Genomic DNA, 20369 nt, shown 5'->3' with positions numbered 1-20369 from the left:
AGATGAAGCCCGTATATATATTGGAAGGAGCACGCACTCCTTTTGGAAGTTTCGGAGGTGCCCTGAAAGATGTGAACCCAACTCACCTCGGTGTTACGGCAAGTAAAGAAGCTATTGCAAGAAGTGGCGTGAAAGCAGAGGATATCGAATACACGGTGATGGGAAATGTTATCCATTCATCCAAAAACGCTCCTTATTTAGCCAGACATATCGCTTTGGAAACTGGGGTGGGTATGGAGGGCCCGGCTTTTGCGGTGAACCGTCTGTGCGGATCAGGTCTCCAATCAATCGTTTCGGCGGCCCAATCCATTCAGCTCGGAGAAGGTCACATAGCTCTTGCAGGAGGCGTAGACAGCATGAGCCTTGCTCCTTTCGCTCTCCACGGCAGTCGTTTCGGAACCAAACTTCAGCCTCCGAAGCTCGATGACATGTTGTGGGCAGCACTCACAGATGAATATGCCGGCATCGATATGGGAGTAACGGCGGAAAATCTTTCGAAGAAATACGGAATCAGCCGTGAACAACAGGACGAGTACGCTGCTCTCAGTAACCAGCGTGCTGTAAAAGCAACGAGGGAAGGACGTTTTTCTGAAGAAATCGCTCCCGTTGAAATAAAGACGAGAAAAGGCACGAACGTTGTAGATACTGATGAACATATCCGGGAAGATACGACTGTCGAAACACTTGGAAAGTTGAAACCGGCTTTCCAAAAAGATGGAACCGTCACCGGTGGTAATGCGAGTGGGATCAATGATGGCGCGGGGGCGGTCGTTGTCGCCTCTGAAGATTATGTAACTGCTCAAGGGAAAGATGCGATTGCAAAAATCCATGGCTGGAGCGTTGCCGGAGTGGATCCTTCTATTATGGGCATAGGTCCGGTCCCTGCTATTCGTCAGGTTCTCGAGAAAACAGGAATGGCTTTGGAGGATATCGATCTGATTGAAGTGAATGAAGCGTTCGCAGCTCAATACCTCGCAGTGGAAAAAGAACTCGGACTGGACAGGGAGAAAGTCAATGTGAATGGTGGTGCGATCGCTCTCGGACACCCGGTCGGTGCAAGCGGTACCCGCGTCCTTTATACCCTTATCAGAGAGTTGAAGAACCGCGGACTGACGTACGGAATCGCGTCCTTATGTATCGGCGGAGGACAGGGAATCGCCATGCTTGTGGAAGTGTGAACGGTATAGACCCTATTATCGCAAGACTCTGTTCAAACTGATGGCTTGTGGCAGCAACGAAAACATGGACAGAGTCTTGCGTAAAGGGACGAACTTCAAGAGATGAAATAGGAGAGGAGTAATACAATGTTTGGAATTTTACTGGGCCTTATCGTTTTGATGACACTCGCTTATATCGGCTGGTCTATTATCTGGGTTGCTCCGATTGCTGCAGGTGTCGTAGCCCTCACGGGAGGCCTTGATATACTGGATGCGTATAAAGATACGTATATGGGAGGCTTCGTCAACTTTGCAAAGTCGTGGTTTCCTGTCTTCATGCTCGGCGCTATTTTCGGTAAATTGATGGAGGATACAGGAATGGCACGCTCCGTCGCGGTTGCCTTTACGAAGGTCATCGGAACGAAACGTGCGATTCTCGGTGTGCTTGTATCGGCAGCTGTTTTGACTTATGGAGGGGTAAGTCTTTTCGTTGTAGTGTTCGCTGTCTACCCTTTGGCTTTGTCTTTGTTCCGTGAAGCTGACATCAGCAGAAAGCTTATACCTGCTACTGTAGCACTGGGAGCTTTTACATTTACTATGACAGCGCTGCCGGGTTCGCCGCAGATACAGAACCTCATCCCGATAGAGTATTTTGAGACAGACGCCATGGCGGCACCTGTTATGGGAGTTATAGCCGGCATCATTATGGCAGTCGGAGGATATTTATACTTACGTAAGAGAGAACAGAAGCTCCGGGACAATGGAGAAACGTTCATTGAACCTGAAGGAAAGGAAGAATTGAAAGAAGACGATAAGGTCCCTCCTTTCTTCTTATCAATCCTGCCTCTTTTGACAGTGTTGCTAACGCTAAATCTGTTGAAGTGGGATATCGTTACGGCGCTGATCTCGGGAATCGTTTTGATTATGCTGTTGAATGTCGCGAAATACGCAAAGTTCGTCCCATCTATGAATAAAGGGGCAAGCGGTTCGGTTCTCGCAATCATCAACACGAGTGCGGCAGTCGGATTCGGGACTGTTGTGAGAGAAGTTCCGGGTTTTGAGCGTTTGACGGAGTTGTTGATGGGAGTGAAAGGAAACCCGCTTATCTCAGAAGCGGTTGCTGTAAACATTCTTGCCGGAGCAACCGGTTCTGCATCCGGCGGGATGGGGATCGCCCTGGAAGCTCTCGGTTCCAAATATTATGAGATAGCTATGGAAACCGGGATCAGCCCTGAGGCTTTCCACAGGGTTGCGTCTCTTTCTTCCGGAGGGTTGGATGCTCTTCCGCATAACGGAGCAGTACTTACGCTTTTCGCTATTACCGGAATGACACATAAGGATAGTTACCGCGATATTTTCGTAGTGGCTATTCTTATCCCGATCATTTCCGTGGCAGTCGTCATTCTATTGAATTCAATCGGTATTTTGTAAGAAGGAGCGTCCGGGTATTCACTTGGACGCTTTCTGTTTTGTCTGCCCGGTCTGCTTAGGCCGGAACTTCTAAGCGGACTTCTCTGCTTTTCTTATGAAAGGGTTTCAAATTTGGATTATTTAATTTTACTGGTAATAGTGGTAAACTGTTTATGGAATAAAAATATACAGGGAAAGATGTATGTTCTTTCAAGGCGTTTTTGAAAGCGTTACATCTTTTCTTCATTACATAGGGAGTATGATCGAAGATATGAGTAAACAGCATACGAAAACAGACGTTATTTTGATCGGTGCCGGTATCATGAGTGCGACGTTGGCTGCCATGCTGAAGGAGCTGGCTCCGGAGTGGAATATCAAAGTATTCGAACGGCTCGACCAGCCGGGAAAAGAAGGCTCTAACGTATGGAATAACGCGGGCACAGGGCACGCCGCTTTGTGTGAACTGAACTATACGAAGGAACAGGAAGACGGTTCGGTGGATATCAGCAAGGCCATAAGCATCAACGAAAAATATGAAGTTTCCAAGCAGTTCTGGTCTTATCTGGTGGAACGGGGACTCATCAACAATCCGCAGTCATTCATCCAGCCGGTTCCGCATATCAGTTTCGTACGCGGAGAGGATCATGTAGATTTTCTGAGAAAGCGCTTCGAAAAAATGACAGCGCACCCTTTATTTGAAGGAATGAAGTATGCACAAGACCGCGAAACGCTTCAAAAATGGATGCCGCTCATGATGAAAGATCGTCCGGAAAGCGAGGCGGTAGCCGCTACGAAAATCGATTCCGGGACGGATGTCAATTTCGGCGTGCTTACAAGCGTACTTTTCGATCACGCAAGCACCGGGAACGTGGACATCAGCTACAATCAGGAAGTCACCGATCTCGTTCGTACAGAAGACGGGGGCTGGGAAGTTCAGGTTAATAATCAGAACGAAGGACGTATCGAACATCACCAGGCGCCGTTTGTATTCATCGGAGGCGGCGGAGGAAGTCTCCACCTTCTTCAGAAATCCGGCGTCCCGGAAGGCCAGGGATTCGGTGGATTCCCGGTCAGCGGGCAGTTCCTCGTTTGCGATAATCCGGAAGTGGTGAAGCAGCACCGCGGAAAGGTTTACAGCAAAGCACCGGTCGGAGCGCCGCCGATGTCCGTGCCTCACCTGGACACGCGCTTCATCGATGGAAAGGAAACGCTGCTGTTCGGACCGTTCGCAGGTTTCTCTCCGAAATTCCAGAAGACGGGCTCGCTTATGGATCTCCTTTCTTCCGTGAAGCGGGATAACCTGGTGACGATGGTAGCGGCAGGAGCGAAAAACATGCCGCTGACGAAGTATCTGATCCAGCAGGTTCTCTTGTCGAAAGAACAGCGCGTAGAAGCGTTACGCGAATTCGTTCCTGATGCGAAAGCAGATGACTGGGAACTGGTGACAGCCGGTCAGCGCGTGCAGGTGTTGAAAGATACGGATGAAGAAGGGAAAGGCACCCTTCAGTTCGGAACGGAACTTGTAACAGCAGGAGACGGTTCGATTGCAGCACTTCTCGGAGCTTCTCCGGGTGCGTCCACAGCTGTATCGATCATGTTCGATCTGATGGGAGCATGTTTCCCGGAACGTTTACAGGAATGGGAACCGAAAATCAAAGAAATGGTACCGTCGTACGGCGTGACGCTTGCGGATGATCCGCAGCTGATTGATGAAATACAGGAATATACGACAAAAACATTGAATCTCGTAGGACGCAAAGAAACGAGCGCTACCTGATCAGATCCCTCTTCCGGCTTGTGGGCCGGGAGAGGGTTTTTCTTTTGGGCAGAGTTGTTTGTGCGACTTTCGGAAGTGGTGCAGAGGGCTGATTGTCTCGTTTTTGTGTAAATTGCGACGGTCAACAGTCAAACAACCGTGTGACCGGGGGCAACGGGCACTTACCGGGAAGTTGAGGGAAGACTCACCTCCGTGAACGTCGCGCAAATCAATTTAATTTTTACGCACCTGGATCGTCGGGGTATGGAAGCGGAGGATGTAAATCAACTGCTCTTTCATGTACTCGGCGGACGGTTCGAAGTCCTGTTCGATCCAGTTCAGGATCAAACCGATGATTCCATGAATGCGATACGTGCGGAAGAGTGATAAATCGATGGATGGGTCCTCCTCGATCGAGAAATCGAACTCCTGGCGGAACATTATCTCAAGACGATCACTCATTTTTTCCCGGAACCGCCAGTTCGTGTTTTTGTGAAGCAGAGTTTTGTAGTATTTCTCTTTTTCCTGAAAGTGATCGAAGAGTGTGAGGGAAGTCGGGTCGAAATCGTACAGATCAATGACTGTGCTGCCTGAATAGGGGGAACGGAAGTAATTTTCCATCTCCGTCAGCAGGTCATCAATCGTTTCATCGAGCAATTCTTCTTTCGAGTCATAGTGGGTGTAAAAGGTGCCTCTATTGTAATTTGCCAGTTCCGTAATTTCCGTAATATGGATTGTAGCTAATTCTTTTTCTTCAAGAAGGGTAATGAGTGCATCCTGCAGATTTACTTTCGTCCGCTGGACCCGTTTGTCCGGATAATGGCTTGTCATATGAGGAACCTCCCAACTTTTATTCAACAGATAAGCGTTTTGTGTCCAATAAGGAACACTATGTACATTATTGCACATTGTAGTTTCCTTTCTCATCATATAAGCTTGAATTGTAAGCGGTTACTTTTGAAGGAATAAGAATTAACTATTTTTTCAATAGAGAGGTGGTTTTTTATGAGTTTTAAAGGCAAAGCAGTCGTAATTACCGGAGGCGCAGGCGGTATCGGAAAAGCGGTAGCCACACAGTTTCTTGATGAAGGTGCAAAAGTGCTACTCGTAGACATGAATGAAGATGCACTCAAAGATGTGAAAAATGATCTTAGCGGCGATGTGTATACGTTCAAAGCGGACGTTACAAAAGAAGACGATGTGAAAGGGTACGTTAAAGAAGCAGAAGACAAGCTCGGTGGCATTGATGTCTTCTTTAACAACGCCGGCATCGACGGAAAATTCGCCATGATCACCGAGCAGGAAAGCAGCGATGTGGATGCTGTGCTTGGTGTCAATGTGAAAGGTGTCTTCCATGGGCTGAAGCACGTCATGCCTGTTATGGAGAAGAATGGTGGAGGCGCCATAGTGAACACGGCATCCGTTGCAGGTCTAATCGGAGCTCCGGGGATGTCACCATACATCGCGTCGAAACACGCGGTTATCGGTCTAACGAAAACAGCTGCGCTTGAAGCTTTAGATAAAGGAATCCGCGTCAATTCCGTCTGCCCGGCACCGGTTGATACAAATATGATGCGTTCGATTGAAAAAGGAATGAACCCTGACAATGCCGAAGCAGCTAAAGAACAGCAATCAGCTGCGATTCCCATGGGCCGCTATGCGGAAGCAGAAGAAATCGCGAACCTTGTGCTGTTTCTTGCTTCTGATAAAGCTTCCTATATCACCAGCAGTCACTACACGATCGACGGTGGTATGAACCCTAACTAAAAAAGAAAAAGAGGACCTTCACAAATTCGTGAAGGTCCTCACTTTTGGTGGAAATGTCCTCATAAAAGCCGTACAGGTCCGCATAACTGTGGAGAAGGTCCGCACAAAAGTCCGAAACGTCCTCATACCGCGTTATAGACTAAAAAACCTGTCCGGGAAGGACAGGTTTTTTGTATCTTACTTATTTTTTATTAACAGAAGCGTCGTAGATAGAATCTACTGCTTTTTGAAGAGTAGCGTTGAACTCTTCATCGGACTGCTTCACGTTTACGTCTGTAACGAGCGCACGGGAGAAGCTTGCGATCATGTTGTCGTTTTCTTTGAGTTTCGCGTTCGCTTCGTCACGGGAATACCCGCCGGAAAGAGCTACTACACGAAGGACACGCGGGTGTCCGGTAAGCTCTTTGTACGTATTAGCGTTTGTAGGAATAGTAAGTTTGAGCATAACGTTCTTACCTTCCGGGAGCTCATCGAGATATTTCTTAAGTTCTACTTTAAGAATCTCTTCGGATTTCACTTTGTCCGAGCTGTCGATGTCCACTTCAGGCTCGACAATCGGTACCATGTCATAGCTCAATACTTTTTCAGCTACTTCGAACTGCTGCTTCACGAGTTCTTTGATACCTTCCTGGTTAGGCTCATGAACGACAGAACGCTCTTTCGTACCGAAGATGTTACGCTCGTTGCCGCGACGAAGTTTTTCATCGAGGTCTTTGATCGGCTTCATCAGCTGTACGCCGTTAGTTTTCTCTGCAAGACCGCTGTCGATCTTAAGGAAAGGGACGATGCCTATAGAAGCGAGATAGTCACCTGTGTACTGTCCTTCGATTTTACTGTCCATCGTCTGTTCGAAAAGGATCGAACCGATGATTTTGTCGGAACTGAATGCAGGAGATGTAATGATGCGTGTTCTCATTTCATGTACAAGGTTGAACATTTCTTCCTCGTTGGAATACTGGTCCTCAGCTACGCCATATGCAGCAAGTGCTTTCGGTGTACTTCCGCCACTTTGGTCCAGTGCTGCGATGAAGCCGCCACTATTTTTCATTTGTTCATACTGCTGTTGATTCATTCTATTCACTCCTTCTTTAGTAATCCTCCCTTGATTATAACACGCTACTCTGCACTCATGAAGCGGTTCGAAACTTTCCGGTGAAAGTAAGCGTTTCCTTTATGTAGTATACTGAAATCAGCAGGCGTTGCGAGGGGAGGGGAAGCGGTTTTGAAGGGAGCGGCATTTCAAAAAAGAATTTTTGCTTTTTTTCTGGATTATGTGCTCATACTTATTTACGGAATCGTGGTGCTCGGCGGAGCGTCGATGCTATTCCGGGGATTTTTCACAGGTTTATTTTCTCATTCTCCTCTCGTCGCGCAGGGCACGGGATTCTTTTTTCTGACGCTTCCGGTGGTTCTGTATTTTTGTCTGATGGAAGCCTCTGCCCACCAGGCGACATGGGGAAAAAGAAAGATGGGACTCCGTGTCACAGATGAAAAAGGATTCCGGATAGCAGTGTTGCGGTCGCAGAACTTGTATGACATAGCCGCAGGAACAATAGTATGGGAAAAGGGTGAATATAATGATGTATAGAATTGGTGTGCTTCTGCTTTTGGCAGGAGTCATGGATATGGCTTGCAGGGGGCTTGTTTACCGCACGCTTCCTGAGCCGGCACAAAAAAAGATGGATGACCTATTATTCAACAGAGGAGGGGAATGAATGAAAATAGTCAATGACTATATCGATCACGTGTTTCAACCGGAAGACGACGTACTGGAAGAAGTGAAGCGGTCCATCACGGAGCACGGGATGCCGGAGATTTCGGTGTCCCCCTCCGCCGGCAAACTGCTGACGATGCTCGTACAGATGAACGGAGCGGAAAAAGTACTGGAAATCGGAGCCCTCGGAGGGTACAGCGGCATCTGTCTTGCCCGCGGCTTCGGGGACAGAGGAGAACTGGTATCGCTTGAGCTGAAAGAATCATTTGCGGAAGTGGCCAGAGAAAACCTGAAAAAAGCGGGTTTCGGCTCTCAGGTATCTTATCTCACCGGGCCGGCGCTCGAGGGGATGGAAACGCTCCAGGCAAGGGAGGAGCGGTTCGACTTTTTCTTCATAGATGCCGACAAAGGGAATTATGCGAATTACCTGGAAGGCTGCCTTCCTATAGCCAAGTCGGGAGCGATCATTGTGGCGGATAACGTGCTTGCCCGGGGGAGTGTGGCGGATGAAAGCGTGGAACCGAAAAGCTACACCGAAGACATGAGAAAATTCAACCAGCTGGTCGCTGACCATCCGGAGCTTGAGTCCATACTCATACCGATCGGAGACGGGCTGACTGTCAGTCGGGTGAAAAAGAGGTAAAGTGCAGGACTTTTGACTTTGGCGAGTGTTTGCTCTAATTTTCAATATAGAGTCCTACTTAAAAAGGAGTGAATGAAATGAAAGCTATCGTAATTAACGAATATGGTCATAAAGAACAACTGACGGAACAGGAAATAGAAACACCGAAGCCTGGAAAAGGGGAAGTGCTCGTACAGGTGAAAGCCACTTCCATCAACCCGATCGACTGGAAACTGCGGGAAGGGTATCTTCAGCAGATGCTCGATTTCGAATTTCCGATCATTCTCGGCTGGGACGTAGCCGGTATTGTAGAAGAAACCGGCGAGGGAGTCACTTCTTATGAAAAAGGAGACCGCGTTTTCTCCCGCCCCGATCTGACCAGAAAAGGCACATATGCCGAGTACACGGTAGTCGCTGAACACCTGCTGGCTCCGCTTCCGGAGAACGTTACGTTTGAAGAAGGAGCGGCGACACCACTTGTCGGACTCACTGCTTGGCAGTGTCTGACGGATGTGACGAAGGTCCAAAAAGGTGAAAAAGTACTGATCCAGGCTGGAGCTGGCGGTGTCGGATCCTTTGCCATCCAGTTCGCCAAAGAAAAAGGCGCCTATGTCGCAACGACCGGAAGTACGAGAAATGTAAATTTCCTTAAATCTCTCGGCGCTGACGAAGTGATCGACTATACGGAGCAGGACTTTGCCGAAGTGCTGAACGATTATGATGTCGTGTTCGATACGCTCGGCGGCGATATCCTCGATAAGGCCTTCGATGTCCTGAAAGATGGCGGTCGTCTCGTAACTATCGCCGGTCAGCCGGATGAAGAGAAGGCAAAAGCGAAAAACATCGAAGCGACGTCCTTCTGGCTCGAGCCGGACGGCGATCAGCTGAAAGAAATCGCTGACCTGATGGAATCCGGAAAAGTGAAGGCTCACATCGGCCATCGCTATCCTCTCACAGCTCAAGGATTGCAGGATGCGCATGGATTGAGTGAAACGCATCACGCCAAAGGCAAAATCGTTATCAACGTCGAGTAGTAATTCCAGAAGAGCAGGGGAAACTCTGCTCTTTCTGTATGAAAAGGGAACGATCCCGGACACTCAATCTGTGATAATTCCGAAGGGGCGGAGTGAATTCGGGGTTTTATGTGGAGGTCAGCGGTCCATTTGATCGCTGAGCTCCCCATTTATCATGTGACGGGGGAGCTCGGGATGGGTGAAGGAGTGCTGAGCTCCTCGCAAATGGAAGGATTCTGGAGGTCGGACGCTTGCAGACGATCCGAACTCAGGGCAAAAGCAATAATCCCGGACACTCATCTGTGATAGTTCCGATTGATTGGATCGAACAACGTGGATTGTGCGACGTTCAGTGTAATTTCTTTCACTGAGTGTCGCATTAGTTTCCGTTTCGACCTGTTCAGCGGAGGCAGCTTCTGTTGAAGGGAGCGATAAGAAAAGTTCTGCGACGTTCACGTTTCTTTTTTCTTCTGAATGTCGCACAAGGCTTCAGGATTACAATTGGAGCTGAAGCCAAGTTCGTCCATTTTCAACAGGGTGATTCCACTTTTCTTGTCTAGTTGCATCACCCAGAAACCCGAGCCATAAGTAAGTCGGATAAGAGAAAGGAAGACCGCCTTTCGTCTGACCGACTTACTTATGACTTAGGTTTCTAAACAGGGTGATTCCACTTTTCTTTTTGGTTATTTCATCTGTATTTCGGGAATAGTTTTGTTAGAAGAAAGAGACAGGAGATGAAAGTATGAGTGTGAGTCACGAACAGGTAGCGGAACGTTATATTTTTCGTTTGCTACTGCAAAGCATCCTGCGCGAGAACCTCGTAGCCTATAACAGAACAGACACGGGGATCGAGATCGATGTCCCCAAAGGAGGCGTCGTCGAAGTCCCGATCAGCCACACGTACATACTCGGGCACGTTGATATCCAGGACCCTCCAGTATACATCGCGTCCTCCGGCGAGAGACAGGTCATCGAGCGGATGGAGCAGCTGCTTATGATTCTCGGCTTTCGGAATGAGGTGTTCGTCAGGGAGATGATGAACAGTGCGTTGAACTATGCCTCCGCGCTTGAAGCGTTCGAAAAACGGAAGCAGGAACTCCCGGCTCCTCGCCCAGATGAAAACACGTGGGAGTATGTCCTCCGGAGAAAAACAGAAGACTCCTCCTTCTCCCCGCTCGTCTTTTTTGAACAGTGGATCATCACCGGGCACACGACACACCCGGGGGCTAGGACGAGATTGTCGATGAGTCCGGAAGAGGCGAAGCGATATGCGCCTGAATGGGGAGCAACTCCCGGCCTTGTGCCACTGGCGGTCGCCCAGGAAAAGACCTCCGAAACCGCTCCTTTTGGTACCGGCATGACAGAATCGCTGCTCACTTCCTACCCGGAGGTGAAAGAGGAGTTCGATTCTTTAGACAGGGAATATCGCCTCATCCCGCTTCATCCATGGCAGGCGGAGCACACACTGCCGGAATACTACCACCGGGAGTTGCAAGAGAAAACGATGGTTCCGCTGGGTGCCCGGATTCCGACGGCCGCACTCATGTCGTTCCGGACGATGGCACCTCTCTTTTACGGTGCGCCTCATATCAAAACAGCGCTGAACGTACAGATGACGAGCGCCGTGCGTACGGTATCCGCCGCTTCGACGAAGAACGGCCCGATCATGGCCGAGCTTCTCGGAAAAATATTGGAAAAAGACGAACGAATAAGCAGGACGACGACCATCTCCGGAGACATCGCCGGCATTCACTACGTGCCGGACCAGCAGGAGGATCGCTCGTTTTTTGAAAAAAATATAGCTGCGATTCTCCGGGAGAACCCGGAAGCGTCCCTGGAGGAAGGCGAAGTCGCGATGCCGGCAGCGGCACTGATTTCGGAATCCCCGGTCACCGGTAAGCTTCTCGCGGAGGAGTTCACGGGAGCACGTACGGAAGAAGCGGCTGTCGCTTTCATCGACTCCTACGCCCGGATTCTTCTACCCGGCATTACAAGGCTGATGAGCGAGTACGGCATCGCTATGGAAGCACACCTGCAGAATGCGGTGATCATTTTCAAAAAAGGGCGCCCGCATCGCGTCGATCTCCGGGACTGCGGAGGCGTACGCATTTTACCGGAGCGTCTAGACCGTCATTTCGAAGAAGCGCCGATCGATCCAGCGACGAACCTTCTCACTGACAGAGAAGAAGAAATGACGGATATTTTTTCCCACGCCACTTTTCACAACCATCTCGGAGAAATCATCATCGCCCTCGCCCGCAGACTCAACATTCCGGAGAACCGGATGTGGCAGGCGGTCCGTCAGGTGCTCGAGGATAGTTTCGCATCGATGGACACGGAAGCTGCGCGCCGGGATAAGGAAAGACTGCTAAAAAACAGAAGTCGCATGAAATCCCTGGTACGGATGAGATTATCCGATCAGTTCACGGATTATGCGTTCGTCGATGCTCCGAATCCATTCCAAAAGGAGGAACTTGCTCATGATGGTCCATCCGATCCAGTCTCTGGCTACTGACAAAATGATGGAAGAAGAAAAGAAATGCCTCCGTTTTCTGGAACGGGATAAGCCGCATTATGCCCCGCAGTTCCTCCGTTATATCTCTGCCGGCCGAAACGGCATTCTGCATAAAATGGCCTCCGCCGTATTACGGGAAGGGCTGTACGAAAAAGCAGAGGATGTGCATGCAGAAGATGGCCGGCTCATTCAAAAAGTGCTGCGTTTTCCGGAGTATTCGATTGTGATTCCGATACGCGCGGTCTATGCTTTCAACCGGATCGAAACGAACGGTAATATCATCCGAATCGATGACCAGCGTGAAACCGTGGTTCAGACTGCTTCCGAACTGGCCGGGTGGCTGTTTTCGAAAGAAGAGTACCCGAACCTCGGGCGTTTCCAGGAAGAACTCGACAACGGAACGGCGAACCTGACTCTTGCCTATGCAGCCCGTTCCTTAAGCGGAATCGGAGAGGAGAAAGGGAGTCTGTTTTTCGAACAGCTGGTCACCGAGGGGCATCACCTGCACCCGGGAGCGAAAACGAAGCTGGGTCTGTCCTACAAAGACGCATTCCGTTACTCTCCGGAATTCGGCCATACGTTCCCCGTCCGGTTCGTGGCGGTCCGGAAGAGTTTGTGGAAATCAAATGAACCGGAGCCGGTGCAGACCTACTACCCGGACCTTTTTGAACAAGGGCAAAAGGAGCTGACTAACCGGGGGTATCAGGCTGAGGAGTTCGTACTCGTCCCCATTCACGAATGGCAGTACTTCCATGCGATCCCCTCGATTTATGAAGGAGAGATTGCGGAAGGAGATGTGCTGCTTCTTGAGGACGTATCGCTTCCTGCAAAAGCGACGTCCTCTTTCCGGACGGTCGTCCCCGCTTCCGGGAGCGGGCCTGCACTGAAACTGGCCGTCAACAGTCAGATGACTTCGACCGTGCGTTCCATTTCTCCGCAGACAGCCGGCAATGCAGCGGTGGTGAGCGAATTGCTGCAGACGATTTTCGACCGGGAATCTTTTGACGGATTCGTCCCCCTCTATGAGCTAGGAGGAGGTTCGTTCGATTCGGAGGATACGTTGAAGAAAAGGAATCTGACGATGCTGATGAGAGAAGATATCGACCCGTTTCTTGAAGAAGGCGAAGAAGCGATCGCCGGCATGGCGCTTTATGCAGACGACCCGGATAAAAAAGGCACGGTCCTCCAAAGGCGAGTCCGGGAATTTGCCGTAGCGGAAAACATGTCGCCGGAAGACGCCGCTCCGGCTTTTTTCCGGGAATATGCCCGGACGATCCTCCCTCCGTACCTCACCCTTATGATCAAATACGGGGTAGCGCTGGAGGGACATCTGCAAAACAGCGTCCCGGTCTTCCGGAACGGGCACCTGACCCGTTTCTTTTTCCGTGACTGGGGCGGGACCCGTTTTTACAAACAGCGTCTCGAAGCCCGCGGGTATCGTCCGGATTTCATGGAAGGATCGGTCTCCGTGACCGAAGATGTTGCGGCGATGCATCATAAGCTTTATTATTCGGTCTTCCAGAATCATATCGGGGAAATCATCCGTCAGCTCGTCGAAGAGACCGGCACAGAAGAGGAGGATTTTTGGCTGATCGTGAAAGAGATCTGCGGGGAGACGTGCAGCCGCATGGGAGAAGAAGTACCGGAAGAAGCGGAGATCGACCGTGATTTTTTGAAACAGAAAACCGTAATGCATAAGTCGCTTACGAAAATGCGTCTTTACGGAGAGAAAGAAGAATGGTTCAGTGAAGTATCGAATCCACTGTACGAAGGAGAAGAAGGATGAAAGAAGTAAGGGAATATATCGACAGTCATGAAAGCCCGATTTGTGCGTATGTCTATGACCTGAAGGGTCTGAGGCGACGGGCGGAATCGATGAATGAAAAATTACCGGAGAACTGCCGGCTATATTATGCAGTAAAAGCGAATCCGGATGCTGAAATACTCCAGACCCTAGCCCCGGTCGTGGACGGATTCGAAGTCGCCTCCGCGGGGGAAATGGATAAAGCCGGGAGCGGCCCGCGGGTTTTCGGGGGACCGGCGAAAAAGGAAGAAGAACTTCGCCGTGCCTTGAAGGAGCCCGGGATGATGCTGAACGTGGAAAGTTTTCATGAGTTGAGGCGTCTCGATCATCTCGCCCGTGAGATGGACACGACCGCCGAAGTGCTCCTCCGCGTCAATCTGGCGGACAACGTCTCTGACAGCCGCCTGAAGATGTCCGGGGTCCCGACCCAGTTCGGCGTGGAAGAAAAACGGATTCCGGCACTCATCGAAGAAGCGCTCGATTCCCCGTACATAGGAATCAGAGGGTTCCATTTCCACGCTATGTCGAACAATCTGTCTGCAGAGGCTCATGTGGCGTTTGCGAAGCTTTCGGTGGAAAAATCACTGCAATGGCGAAACGATTACGAGCTCGATACGTCCATCATCGACCTCGGAGGAGGCTTCGGCATCAATTACTGGAACCCATACGACCCTTTCGATTGGGACGCTTTCGCTATAGGATTAACGGATATCGACACAAAAGGTCATGAGCTGATCCTTGAGGCAGGCCGTTATATGACCGCGGAATGCGGGTATTATATAACGGAAGTGGTGGATGTCAAAGAAAATCACGGCAGGAACTTTGCAGTAGTGCGGGGAGGTAGTCATCATCTGCGACTGCCGGCAGCGTGGAAAATAAGCCATCCGTTTTACGTGGAACCACGGGAAGTCTGGCCGTATCCATTTGAACGCCCCGGAGTGGAAGAAACGGAAGTCGTTATTGCAGGGGAGCTGTGTACCCCGAACGATCTGCTCGTACGCGGGGAGTATGTATACCGCCTTCGTGCCGGTGATGTCGTCGTGTTCACTCATGCCGGAGCGTATGCATGGACGATTTCGCATCACGATTTTCTCAGTCACCCGCACCCGGAACACGTCTATATCAAGTGAAACTGATGCTTTTTTGAATCATCGATGGTAAAGGTGGAGCGAAAAATTCACAGGATAATGAAGGAGTCCATGCTGACTATTTCATTGATTATCAGTCTAATCGCTTTAGCCGTTTCTTTGTATACCTTGCTTTCGTTATAGAAGTATAAGCGTTGAGGACCTTTCAGCATCTTGCTGAGGGGTTTTTTGTATGGAACACGAAGTAGAAGAAAACCGTAGTTTCCTTTAAAATAGGAGCAGAGTAGTAAATAGAAATGGAGAGAGTATATGAAAAATCCGGCCACGCTTCGAACCAGAATCTCAGCAAAATTTTTGGATGTAATCCTCATAGTCATTGCAGGAGTCGGAGTTACCTATCTCTTCACAGGAGAAACCGGATTGACATGGAGCAATGCTGTGGGGTGGGACTTCTTTTATCTGTTTTATCTTATTCTTATTCCGCCAATATGCAAAGGGCACGTACTAGGGAAGAAGATGCGCAGGATTCGAATGAAGAAACACGGAAGCGACCTTAATGTAACGATTTCCGATGCATTTATGCGGGAAGCGGTAGGGTTCCATATGATTGCTATTCTTACGTTGGGGCTGTCGCTCGTGATCAGTATGTTCATGGTAGCTTACCGGGAAGATAAGAGAGCCATCCACGATATTGTCGGAGGTACATATGTAAGTATTGATAAATGAGCAAGGTCAGTCATTAAGTAAAATAGCAGTCGGATGATTATCAGCTTACTATTTTGCAAAATAATGTTTATAATTCAAATAAGCGGGAAGATTTGAAATGGTTCCTCTAAGTAAGGAGGAAAAGCACACAGGAGTGAAAGTTCCGTACATGCGCGCTGCCAGCATCAATTATATAAGACTTGCTTACCGAATAGCCAAAAGTCGGGTTGTTCCTGCTTCAAGTAAAACATCGAGCTTTTGGTTTTGCTGTCTCAAGTTTTATGAAAGGCTTTCTCTCTGAAATAAGCTCACTTTATACTTTTCAATACAAAAGCGCTGTGAAGTACGGCTTTCTCTTTTGTGAAAAATACTAAAGGAGGAATGAAGGTATGGCGATGGATGAGTATCCGTCCAGGCAAGGAGATCACAAGGAGATTATGGATCGGAAGGACCCTGTCGTTCATGGCGGTTCCGAACACGACGGTCCTTTAGAAGAGAAAGACTTAAACTTTTATGATGAGAATGGCTACATCATGCTACAGAATCTTTTCACTGCTGAGGAAGTTCAGCTGATGAAAGAAGAGCTTCGTAAAACGATGAAGGAAAATGAAAACCGTGATGCACCGGACGTCATTAAGGAGCCGAACAGCAATGAAGTCCGCTCTGTATTCGAGATACACAAAGACAGCGGATTTTTCGAAATGCTTTCGAAAAATGAGCGTATCGTCAAGGCAGCCCAGCAGATTCTCGGTAGCGATGTCTACATGATGCAATCCCGGATAAACTTCAAACCCGGCTTCAAAGGTAAAGAATTTTATTGGCATTCGGACTTCGAAACGTGGCATATGGAAGACGGCATGCCGAATATGCGGGCGCTCAGCTGCTCTATCATTCTTACGGACAACTATGAGTTCAACGGTCCCCTTATGCTCATCCCGGGCTCACAGAAATGGTATGTTTCCTGCCCGGGCACTACGCCTGAAGATAACTTTAAACAGTCACTGAAAAAACAGGAGACCGGTGTACCGGATAATGAAAGTATGGAATGGCTCACGGAACAGGCCGGCGGACAGATTGACCGCGCGACCGGGCCTGCAGGGTCTGTTCTCTTTTTCGACTGTAATACGATGCACGGCTCTGCCGGGAATATCTCCCCTTACCCTCGCAGCAACGTTTTCTTCGTATTCAACTCGGTTGAGAACAAGCTTGTGGAACCGTTCAGCGGCACAGCACCGCGTCCGGAATTTCTGGCTAACCGGGAAAACACTTCTCCTATTAAGCCACAATCCGGATCCCTGAAGGAAGAGGCTTCCACCTCCAAATAACAGGAAGCATCAACGCAGCGGTTATATAGAATAATCGGGAGACCACTTCCCTTAAAAAAAGACGCATGCCTCCGTATGAGAGGTATGCGTCTTATTTACGAATGTGGTGGTCCTTCCTCGCCTCCTTGTACGCCTGGCTTCAGGACCATTGAAAATGGGCAGGGATGAGTCCCCGCCCCTATTTCCGGGGACGATTGCCGCTATCTGAACATGTCCTTCTTAAGAGGTCCGGATGTCAATGAAATAGACGAATTGTACATTTTGCTGTACAATAATAATAAAGGAGACGATAATAATGACGGTTATGAATTATTCAAATGCTAGAAAGAACTTCAAAGGATTGATTGATAAAGTCAATGAAGATAAAGAAGCGGTGACCATCACGACTAAAGAAAAAAACGCTGTACTCATCTCTGAGGAAGAATACAATCAATATCTGGAAACCATCTATCTATTAAACAATCCGAGCAACGCCAAACATCTCTCAGAATCGATGGATCAATTAAATCAGGAACAAACCACCAGCGTAGATATCGATGAGTAAGTTGAATGTCTTATTCACTCACAATGCTTTTAAGGACTATCAATACTGGCAAATCAAAGATAAAAAAATGCTGAAAAGAATTAATCAACTGATTAAGAGCATCGATAGGGATGGGGCTTTAGATGGCATTGGCAAGCCGGAAAAATTAAAGGGGAATTTAGCCGGCTTTTATAGTCGTCGCATTGATATTGAACATCGATTAGTTTACACCGTAGAAGAAGATCAAATCAGTATCATTGCATGCAGGTACCATTATTAGTATACAAAGCTTATTTTTACTCATCATCTGTCGCAAGGTGAGCAAAGACATATTCAGGGAGAAGTTTTCTGCCTGAATATGTCTTTTTTTAATGAGTTTCAGGGAATAGAAAAAGTAAGAATAGACGGGGAGGGATGAAACTGTGCCGAGAAGCAGTGACGATATCATCGAAGAAATCCGGGAAGCGAAAAGGAACCTGGAAGAGGAAAAAGGAGGATATTATCATCTCATAGATCTATATAGGAAGCTGAGGCAGCAATTGAGAAAGGAAAAGGACAGGGATGCGGCCGCCGATGTGGAGGAAAAACTCGTTTATTATCTTGTCGAACACGGTTCAAATTTGAAAATGCTGCATGAGAAGAAGGATAACGAAGCGATCGATTCCCTGAAACAGGCGTTACATTTCGACTTCCGGCTTCCGCTTGCTCATTACCGGCTCGGCTTTCTTTACTACCGGCAGGAGCGTTTCACTGAAGCGGGGTACCATTTTTCCGAAGCTCTCCGTTTTCAGGAAGAAGCGAGACGTTTCCAGCTGGGTGAGCGTCAGCTGTATTACGCCCATTTATACTTGATCAATAGCGAACTGCATGTCATTTATGCAACCCATGAACAAATGAAGAACCTTGATATGGAAGGAAGATACGACCCGCTGGAGTCTGCCCAGGTACATGAGTTGTATGAAAAAATGATGAATACAGATGAGTATTTAGAGAAAAATGCATTCATAAAACGTACGAACGAGGGGGAGACATTTATTTCTTACAAAGAGATGGAGGAACTATCGATTGAAGATGTACCGGGTGTTTTGTATTTGTCTTTTGAAGATCGAACTATAAATGTTACCTATAACGGGGAGGTCAGAAATCTGAGTAAAGATGATGGAGAAGTTTTGTTTTATCTTCTCCAGTATTCCGAAGTTCGTCCACTCAACAGAAGGATTTTCGGCAATCTCGTGGGGGAGTGGGGTGAAGTGCAGCAGACAACCTTGCGACAACGAATCAGCCGATTAAACTGGAGACTTGAGGATGTGGGGATGGGAGGGGTTATAGTTTCTAAGCGTCAGGATTCCAATACCTCCAAAGAGCACGAATATGTCATCGACCCTAAACCTTCTTATGTCATCGTCCATAGAGCCGATGAATCTTTTCATGCGTTGAGTTGGAAAGCGTGACAGGGGTGTCACGGGAATAATGGTATTATTCAGGTATCCCGATTAAAGGAGAGGATGCCTGATGAAAACGTGGAAACAGCTATTCGTGGGGTACGGATTCAACGTGACGGAAAAAGAGCCGGACGTATTTTCCTGGGAGCACGAAAAGAATGAGAACATCCGCTTCGCCCTTGAAGTGCTGGATAGACTCGGAGTGCGGTACGAACTTGAATCGAATGGTATTCGGCTCCTCCAGCCCCCGGTAATGGAGAAGAAGTGGGTGGACGCGCTGAATGTGCCGGGACGCGGACAAGCGGAAATGATTGCAGGCAACCCGACTCTTCGGCAACTGGACACGCATATCAGCGGGCTCGTCACTCAGCTGAATCGGCTTGGACTGGAAACGGTGTTCAGCTGTGATGGCCACGGGAAACGGCCAGCTCATCTGGATTTCGTGGACAGGGAAACGACAGTGTCTGCTGTCCGACTATTGGAAGCCTTTTTCGGAAAACGCGCAAGAGTCACGAGGGAAGGTATTAGAATCAATGCTGGCCTGGCGGAACTTACAGCGTGTGCCAAAGAAATAAGTGAGATGGATGATATTGAAAAGATAGTAGATATCCGAGAAGAGAAAAGGCGCCATCCTTTTGAAGAAAAACTCGAGAAACTGCTGATGATTCCTGGTACGAGCGGAGAAGAAGAGGACATCCGTCACTTCGTAAAAGAAGATATTGAACCGCTCGTCGATGATTTGGTCGTCGATGAGTATGGGAATCTGTTGGCCAGGAAAGTGTGCGGAAGCGGGAGAGGGCCGGTGGTACTGCTGAATGCGCACCTGGACACGGTCGATGGAATAGTACCTGGACGCTCGATTTTGAAGAAGGGAAGCGAATGGAGTTCGGAGGAGGGGATTCTCGGCGCGGATGATCGTGCCGGAGTCGCTGTCATTCTCGAAGTGCTTCGTCACGTCGGCAATTATTTTGACGGTACGCTTAAAATCGCCTTTACCGTTGAAGAGGAAATCGGTCTCAGGGGAAGTCGGAACGTGAATCCTGTCTTTCTGTGGGGAGTGGACGCAGCTTTTGTCCTCGACCGCCGCGGGGCCGGGGATGTTGTAGTTCGTGGAGGGGGCGTTGATTTTTGTACGCGCCGCTTCGCTTCCTGGGTGAAGAGGACAGCAGGGAACGGCTGGTCTCCTGTCGAAAGAGGAAGTAGCGATGCGCGTGTGTGGGCAGAAGCTGGTATAGAAACGGTGAATCTTTCCGTGGGATACAGGAATGAGCATACGGTTGCGGAAACCTTGAATGTGGATGCTTGTCTCGAAACGGTGGAACTGGTGAAAAGGCTATTGAGGGAGAATCGCTCGCTGCAGCGTTTGATGAACAGAAAGAGCAGGATAAGTGTGTGACTTGGAGGAGACCCGGCCGTGTGCCGGGTCTTATTTTTTGGCATGGAACCCCCGGGGGGAGGCTTCGTATTGCGACGTTCGAGCTCGTAGATGAAGCACGAACTTACCGTAAAATAAAATTGTGCTACGTTT

General features: G+C 48.9%; 19 protein-coding genes. 17 read left to right on the top strand and 2 right to left on the bottom strand.

All coding sequences use genetic code 11. From position 1 onward, the window contains the following. The first annotated feature begins 2 nt into the window (after positions 1 to 2). The 3 genes from BW944_RS12785 (at position 3) to BW944_RS12775 (ending at position 4344) form a co-directional block, all read left to right on the top strand. A complete protein-coding gene (locus BW944_RS12785) occupies positions 3 to 1178 on the top strand; it encodes a thiolase family protein (protein WP_076560308.1) in 1176 nt (391 codons plus the stop codon). A gap of 126 nt (positions 1179 to 1304) precedes the next feature. Further along, positions 1305 to 2588: a GntP family permease gene (locus BW944_RS12780; protein WP_076560305.1), complete on the top strand. Its 1284-nt coding sequence runs from the start codon at positions 1305 to 1307 to the stop codon at positions 2586 to 2588. 238 nt (positions 2589 to 2826) lie between these two features. Further along, positions 2827 to 4344, top strand: a complete 1518-nt coding sequence (locus tag BW944_RS12775) for a malate:quinone oxidoreductase (RefSeq protein WP_076560352.1) — start codon at positions 2827 to 2829, stop codon at positions 4342 to 4344. A gap of 213 nt (positions 4345 to 4557) precedes the next feature. On the opposite strand, the gene BW944_RS12770 is transcribed toward BW944_RS12775, so the two are convergent. Beyond that, the gene (locus BW944_RS12770; protein ID WP_076560303.1) at positions 4558 to 5154 is read right to left on the bottom strand and encodes a TetR/AcrR family transcriptional regulator; all 597 of its coding nucleotides are present in this window, start codon (positions 5152 to 5154) and stop codon (positions 4558 to 4560) included. A gap of 174 nt (positions 5155 to 5328) precedes the next feature. Here BW944_RS12770 and BW944_RS12765 point away from each other — a divergent pair, with 174 nt between their 5' ends. Beyond that, complete coding sequence (locus BW944_RS12765) at positions 5329 to 6090, top strand: SDR family NAD(P)-dependent oxidoreductase (protein ID WP_076560301.1); 762 nt, start codon at positions 5329 to 5331, stop codon at positions 6088 to 6090. A 181-nt stretch (positions 6091 to 6271) separates the two neighbouring features. On the opposite strand, the gene BW944_RS12760 is transcribed toward BW944_RS12765, so the two are convergent. Continuing rightward, on the bottom strand, positions 6272 to 7162 hold the full coding sequence (locus BW944_RS12760; RefSeq protein ID WP_076560299.1) for a fructose bisphosphate aldolase: 891 nt from the start codon (positions 7160 to 7162) through the stop codon (positions 6272 to 6274). Positions 7163 to 7312: 150 nt separating this feature from the next. Between BW944_RS12760 and BW944_RS12755 the strand changes: the two genes are divergently transcribed. The 13 genes from BW944_RS12755 (at position 7313) to BW944_RS12700 (ending at position 20237) form a co-directional block, all read left to right on the top strand. Beyond that, entirely contained in the window at positions 7313 to 7678 is a 366-nt protein-coding gene (locus BW944_RS12755; protein ID WP_076560297.1) for an RDD family protein, read from the top strand. Continuing rightward, entirely contained in the window at positions 7668 to 7805 is a 138-nt protein-coding gene (locus BW944_RS15085) for a hypothetical protein (RefSeq protein WP_159438264.1), read from the top strand. The genes BW944_RS12755 and BW944_RS15085 overlap by 11 nt, the downstream gene beginning before the upstream one ends. Beyond that, on the top strand, positions 7806 to 8447 hold the full coding sequence (locus tag BW944_RS12750) for an O-methyltransferase (RefSeq protein WP_076560294.1): 642 nt from the start codon (positions 7806 to 7808) through the stop codon (positions 8445 to 8447). A 77-nt stretch (positions 8448 to 8524) separates the two neighbouring features. Next, positions 8525 to 9460, top strand: coding sequence for an NADP-dependent oxidoreductase (locus tag BW944_RS12745; RefSeq protein WP_076560292.1), 936 nt, complete (start codon positions 8525 to 8527; stop codon positions 9458 to 9460). A gap of 721 nt (positions 9461 to 10181) precedes the next feature. Beyond that, the gene (locus BW944_RS12740; RefSeq protein ID WP_076560290.1) at positions 10182 to 11954 is read left to right on the top strand and encodes an IucA/IucC family protein; all 1773 of its coding nucleotides are present in this window, start codon (positions 10182 to 10184) and stop codon (positions 11952 to 11954) included. Further along, positions 11920 to 13740 (top strand): IucA/IucC family protein, encoded by a 1821-nt coding sequence (locus BW944_RS12735; RefSeq protein WP_234983181.1) that lies wholly within the window; start codon positions 11920 to 11922, stop codon positions 13738 to 13740. The genes BW944_RS12740 and BW944_RS12735 overlap by 35 nt, the downstream gene beginning before the upstream one ends. Continuing rightward, complete coding sequence (locus BW944_RS12730; protein ID WP_076560289.1) at positions 13737 to 14888, top strand: type III PLP-dependent enzyme; 1152 nt, start codon at positions 13737 to 13739, stop codon at positions 14886 to 14888. Before BW944_RS12735 ends, BW944_RS12730 begins: the two co-directional genes overlap by 4 nt. A gap of 267 nt (positions 14889 to 15155) precedes the next feature. Then, positions 15156 to 15572: an RDD family protein gene (locus BW944_RS12725; RefSeq protein ID WP_076560287.1), complete on the top strand. Its 417-nt coding sequence runs from the start codon at positions 15156 to 15158 to the stop codon at positions 15570 to 15572. A 368-nt stretch (positions 15573 to 15940) separates the two neighbouring features. Beyond that, complete coding sequence (thpD, locus tag BW944_RS12720) at positions 15941 to 16876, top strand: ectoine hydroxylase (protein WP_076560285.1); 936 nt, start codon at positions 15941 to 15943, stop codon at positions 16874 to 16876. 295 nt (positions 16877 to 17171) lie between these two features. After that, positions 17172 to 17420: a type II toxin-antitoxin system Phd/YefM family antitoxin gene (locus BW944_RS12715; protein WP_076560283.1), complete on the top strand. Its 249-nt coding sequence runs from the start codon at positions 17172 to 17174 to the stop codon at positions 17418 to 17420. Next, the gene (locus BW944_RS12710) at positions 17413 to 17679 is read left to right on the top strand and encodes a Txe/YoeB family addiction module toxin (RefSeq protein WP_076560281.1); all 267 of its coding nucleotides are present in this window, start codon (positions 17413 to 17415) and stop codon (positions 17677 to 17679) included. The genes BW944_RS12715 and BW944_RS12710 overlap by 8 nt, the downstream gene beginning before the upstream one ends. Positions 17680 to 17821: 142 nt before the next feature. After that, the gene (locus tag BW944_RS12705; RefSeq protein WP_076560279.1) at positions 17822 to 18850 is read left to right on the top strand and encodes a tetratricopeptide repeat protein; all 1029 of its coding nucleotides are present in this window, start codon (positions 17822 to 17824) and stop codon (positions 18848 to 18850) included. Between the two features lie 61 nt (positions 18851 to 18911). Further along, positions 18912 to 20237, top strand: coding sequence for a M20/M25/M40 family metallo-hydrolase (locus BW944_RS12700; RefSeq protein WP_076560276.1), 1326 nt, complete (start codon positions 18912 to 18914; stop codon positions 20235 to 20237). Positions 20238 to 20369 lie beyond the last annotated feature (132 nt).

Source organism: Salimicrobium flavidum, from assembly GCF_900156645.1.
Classification (GTDB): Bacteria; Bacillota; Bacilli; order Bacillales; family Halobacillaceae; genus Salimicrobium; species Salimicrobium flavidum.
Note: the sequence above shows the minus strand (reverse complement) of the source record. Positions and strands in the feature narration are given on the sequence as shown.

Excerpts from the sequence above, each read along its gene's own strand:
- BW944_RS12785 (WP_076560308.1), top strand. The coding sequence starts at position 3 with ATGAAGCCCGTATATATATTGGAAGGAGCACGCACTCCTTTTGGAAGT.
- BW944_RS12780 (WP_076560305.1), top strand. The coding sequence starts at position 1,305 with ATGTTTGGAATTTTACTGGGCCTTATCGTTTTGATGACACTCGCTTAT.
- BW944_RS12775 (WP_076560352.1), top strand. The coding sequence starts at position 2,827 with ATGATCGAAGATATGAGTAAACAGCATACGAAAACAGACGTTATTTTG.
- BW944_RS12770 (WP_076560303.1), bottom strand. The coding sequence starts at position 5,154 with ATGACAAGCCATTATCCGGACAAACGGGTCCAGCGGACGAAAGTAAAT.
- BW944_RS12765 (WP_076560301.1), top strand. The coding sequence starts at position 5,329 with ATGAGTTTTAAAGGCAAAGCAGTCGTAATTACCGGAGGCGCAGGCGGT.
- BW944_RS12760 (WP_076560299.1), bottom strand. The coding sequence starts at position 7,162 with ATGAATCAACAGCAGTATGAACAAATGAAAAATAGTGGCGGCTTCATC.
- BW944_RS15085 (WP_159438264.1), top strand. The coding sequence starts at position 7,668 with ATGATGTATAGAATTGGTGTGCTTCTGCTTTTGGCAGGAGTCATGGAT.
- BW944_RS12750 (WP_076560294.1), top strand. The coding sequence starts at position 7,806 with ATGAAAATAGTCAATGACTATATCGATCACGTGTTTCAACCGGAAGAC.
- BW944_RS12745 (WP_076560292.1), top strand. The coding sequence starts at position 8,525 with ATGAAAGCTATCGTAATTAACGAATATGGTCATAAAGAACAACTGACG.
- BW944_RS12740 (WP_076560290.1), top strand. The coding sequence starts at position 10,182 with ATGAGTGTGAGTCACGAACAGGTAGCGGAACGTTATATTTTTCGTTTG.
- BW944_RS12735 (WP_234983181.1), top strand. The coding sequence starts at position 11,920 with ATGATGGTCCATCCGATCCAGTCTCTGGCTACTGACAAAATGATGGAA.
- BW944_RS12730 (WP_076560289.1), top strand. The coding sequence starts at position 13,737 with ATGAAAGAAGTAAGGGAATATATCGACAGTCATGAAAGCCCGATTTGT.
- BW944_RS12725 (WP_076560287.1), top strand. The coding sequence starts at position 15,156 with ATGAAAAATCCGGCCACGCTTCGAACCAGAATCTCAGCAAAATTTTTG.
- thpD (WP_076560285.1), top strand. The coding sequence starts at position 15,941 with ATGGCGATGGATGAGTATCCGTCCAGGCAAGGAGATCACAAGGAGATT.
- BW944_RS12715 (WP_076560283.1), top strand. The coding sequence starts at position 17,172 with ATGACGGTTATGAATTATTCAAATGCTAGAAAGAACTTCAAAGGATTG.
- BW944_RS12710 (WP_076560281.1), top strand. The coding sequence starts at position 17,413 with ATGAGTAAGTTGAATGTCTTATTCACTCACAATGCTTTTAAGGACTAT.
- BW944_RS12700 (WP_076560276.1), top strand. The coding sequence starts at position 18,912 with ATGAAAACGTGGAAACAGCTATTCGTGGGGTACGGATTCAACGTGACG.